This window comes from Polynucleobacter sp. 39-46-10 (genome assembly GCF_002282275.1).
In genome coordinates, this window is the sequence record NZ_NCJB01000282.1 from 1 (window position 1) to 3018 (window position 3018).

Genomic DNA, 3018 nt, shown 5'->3' on the forward strand with positions numbered 1-3018 from the left:
CGTATTTGCTCCATCTTGACTCAATGGGGTGGACAAGTCTCTGACCTCAAGGGCGCAGACCTTTCCTTGTTGCAAAGCAAGGCCTCAGATCATCTCTTACGTCGTCTAGCTGAATATCCAGAAATGCTCACTGATGCAGCTGCAGATTTAGCTCCACATGCTTTAGCTTTCTACTTGCGTGATTTGGCGGGAGATTTCCATACCTTCTATAACGCAGACCGCGTTTTGGTGGATGACCCTGCATTGAAATTAACTCGTCTTGCATTGTTATCGGCGACTCGCCAAGTGCTTGAAAATGGACTAAAAGTATTGGGTGTATCAGCACCCGCTAAGATGTAAGCTTTAACACTCGTTAGGGTTTAAGAGGTAAAAAGAAGGATGGGGACTCGATGAAAAATAACAATCAATACGACAGCTTTGATCTAAAGACACAGTCTTCAAGTTCAGAGTATGGCGGCACCATCCTTGGCTTTATCTTAGGGCTTGGTGTTGGCCTAGGCGTTGCTTTTGTGATTGCCTTTTATCTCTCAAAAAATACACCCCAAGAGCGTCCTGGCGTTAGAGCTCCCAATCTTCCCTTAACTATTAAATCAGGACCGGCACCTGCGGAAGGTGAAGCAGCTGCCCCAGCAGAGGCTTTAGATTTAAACAAACCTTTACAAGGTAAGTCTGCCGCACCAGCTTCCGATGCTTCGGACCCAATTGCTGATTTAGCAAGCGGTAAGAAGCCGGCTGAAGTGGTTCCAACCCCTGTCGCAAAATCGGATGCAATTTATTTTTTACAAGTTGGCGCATTTAATAAGCGCGCTGATGCGGATGCTCAAAAAGCCAGTTTAGCTATCCAGGGTATTCAGTCTCAATTAAGTGAGATTACAAGTGAGGGCAATACACTGTGGCGTGTTCGTGTGGGTCCGTATAACAGTATTGAAGAAAGTAACCCCGTGCGTGATAAGTTAAATAGCATGGGCATTAAACCAAATGTTATTAAGTCTGGTAAATCATGATTACATTATCCAAATCTAAAAGAATTTTTTTATCCGCCACCATTCTCGGCTTGGCGGTTTCATTCTCAGGCTTTGTTAGTGCGCAAAGCCCTAAGATTGAAGAAGGCTTTGACTACCGCATTCTTCCTACCCCTCAGCCAGTTGAGTCCAAAGGTAAGGTTGAGGTGATTGAGTTTTTTTGGTACGGCTGCCCGCATTGCTATGACTTTGAGCCAGAGCTCAACGCCTGGCTTAAGCGCCAACCTAAAGACGTTACTTTTCGTAAAGTACCCGTTGCCTTTCGTGATGACTTCATGCCACATAGCCAGTTGTTCTATGCCTTAGAAGCTATGGGTAAGGGTGAGGCGATGAATGACAAAGTCATGTACGCCATGCATAAAGAAAATAAGCGTCTCATGACGGAAAACGAGATTGCGGATTGGGTCGCCTCTCAAGGTATTGATCGCAATACTTTCTTGGCTACGTACCGTTCATTTGCTGTTGTATCTAAAGCCCGCGCTGCAAGACAGATGGCTGATGCTTATCGTATAGATGGCGTGCCAACTATTGTGATGCAGGGTCGTTATGTGACATCGCCATCCATTGCCGGGACTAAAGCTAAGGCGATTGTAGTGATGGATTTCTTGGAGCAAAAAATCCGCAAGGACAAGTACAAGTAATCTAAAGCCTTAGATTTTGACGAAGCGTCGTACGATCCAAAAATAGAGTGGGTAAGGCAGGATTCTGAGGAATTTTAGGAATCCTGAAAACCGCTTAGGGAAGTGAATATCAAACTCTCCAGCCTGTAGTCCAGTGAGAATTTCTTTTGCAGCCTCGTCAGCGGTAATGAGTGCTGGCATTTCAAAATCATTCTGTGCAGTTGCTTCAGTTGCCACAAATCCTGGTGAGATCATGTGTACGCTCACTCCCTGGGGAAGTAAGTCGTAATACAAGGTTTCACAGAAATTAATAATCCCTGCTTTACTCGGCCCATATGCAAGGGCTTTTGGTAATCCACTGTATCCCGCGACACTGCCCACGATAGCAATATGACCGGCATGCTCTTTGAGCATATTGGGCAAAACAATGCTCACTGCCCGCATAGGCCCTAGCAGATTAGCATCGATAGTCTTCTGTGCAATCTCAAAGTCAAAATTGTCAGCGCGTAAGGGGGTATATACGCCCGAAACAAATAGTAGTAGGTCTAGACCGCCCCAAGCCCCTAGAATTTTCTGGTAGGAAGATAGGATTTGCTCTTGCTTGGTGACATCAAGAGGGAGTACCAATGCTTGCTCCGACTGCGCTGATTTAGCAAGGGCATTGAGGCGTTCAGTACGACGACTAGAAAGAGCGACTTTTGCGCCAGCCTTGATGAAGGCCTGAGTGCAGGCTTCACCAATTCCGCTGGAAGCGCCGATGATCCAAATACGTTGATTTACAAATGAATTAATTCCTTTTTGTTTCATGGGCACAGGGCATCGCTTGAGTGAATAGCATCTTGGTGTTTGAGGGTGTATTGCACAACATCAATATTCTTTTCGAAGAATCCAGCAGCGCAATACATGAGATAGAAATTCCACAGTCGAATAAAAGCCTCATCAAATCCAAGGCGATAGATTTCTTCAATCTTCTGGTTAAAGCTATCACGCCATAGGCATAAGGTTTTAGCGTAGTCAGAACCAAATGCAAACTCAGCTTCAACCTCTAAGCCTGCGCTGGCAGCAGCAGCCTTGAATTTACTTGGTGAGGGTAGCATGCCGCCTGGGAAAACATATTGCTGAATAAAGTCGGTGCTGTGTCGATAGCGATCAAATAAGTCTTCTGCTATGACGATAGTTTGGATGCAGGCTCGACCCCCTGCTTTGAGTCGATTTGCAACTACTTGAAAATATTCATCCCAATGGTTCTCGCCGACCGCTTCAAACATTTCAACGGAGGCGATCCCATCAAATCGTTCAGTACAGTCTCTATAGTCTTGTAGGCGCACCTCGAATTGCTGTGCATTCCCTGTCTCTGTAACTACCTTTTGAAGTCT

The 3018-nt window shown here is 45.6% G+C and carries 5 protein-coding genes; 3 read left to right on the forward strand and 2 right to left on the reverse strand.

Annotated elements, in window-relative coordinates:
• From B7X71_RS14370 to B7X71_RS14380, 3 genes are all read left to right on the forward strand, one after another.
• A partial coding sequence (locus B7X71_RS14370; RefSeq protein WP_293601117.1) for a DALR anticodon-binding domain-containing protein occupies positions 1–339 on the forward strand: 339 nt, incomplete at its 5' end.
• A gap of 50 nt (positions 340–389) precedes the next feature.
• Positions 390–1004 carry an SPOR domain-containing protein gene (locus tag B7X71_RS14375; protein WP_293598420.1) on the forward strand — a complete coding sequence of 205 codons (615 nt, stop codon included), beginning with the start codon at positions 390–392 and terminating at the stop codon, positions 1002–1004.
• Positions 1001–1663, forward strand: a complete 663-nt coding sequence (locus B7X71_RS14380) for a thiol:disulfide interchange protein DsbA/DsbL (protein ID WP_293601119.1) — start codon at positions 1001–1003, stop codon at positions 1661–1663. Before B7X71_RS14375 ends, B7X71_RS14380 begins: the two co-directional genes overlap by 4 nt.
• Before the next feature lie 9 nt (positions 1664–1672).
• Here the strand turns inward: B7X71_RS14380 and B7X71_RS14385 are convergent, their stop codons facing one another.
• Positions 1673–2449 carry an SDR family NAD(P)-dependent oxidoreductase gene (locus B7X71_RS14385; RefSeq protein ID WP_215302183.1) on the reverse strand — a complete coding sequence of 259 codons (777 nt, stop codon included), beginning with the start codon at positions 2447–2449 and terminating at the stop codon, positions 1673–1675.
• On the reverse strand, positions 2446–3018 hold a 573-nt coding region (locus B7X71_RS14390), incomplete at its 5' end, for a class I SAM-dependent methyltransferase (protein ID WP_293601124.1). The genes B7X71_RS14390 and B7X71_RS14385, both read right to left, overlap by 4 nt.

Bases quoted from the DNA above. Each gene is read 5' to 3' on its own strand.
- B7X71_RS14375 (WP_293598420.1), top strand. From the start codon at position 390: ATGAAAAATAACAATCAATACGACAGCTTTGATCTAAAGACACAGTCT.
- B7X71_RS14380 (WP_293601119.1), top strand. From the start codon at position 1,001: ATGATTACATTATCCAAATCTAAAAGAATTTTTTTATCCGCCACCATT.
- B7X71_RS14385 (WP_215302183.1), bottom strand. From the start codon at position 2,449: ATGAAACAAAAAGGAATTAATTCATTTGTAAATCAACGTATTTGGATC.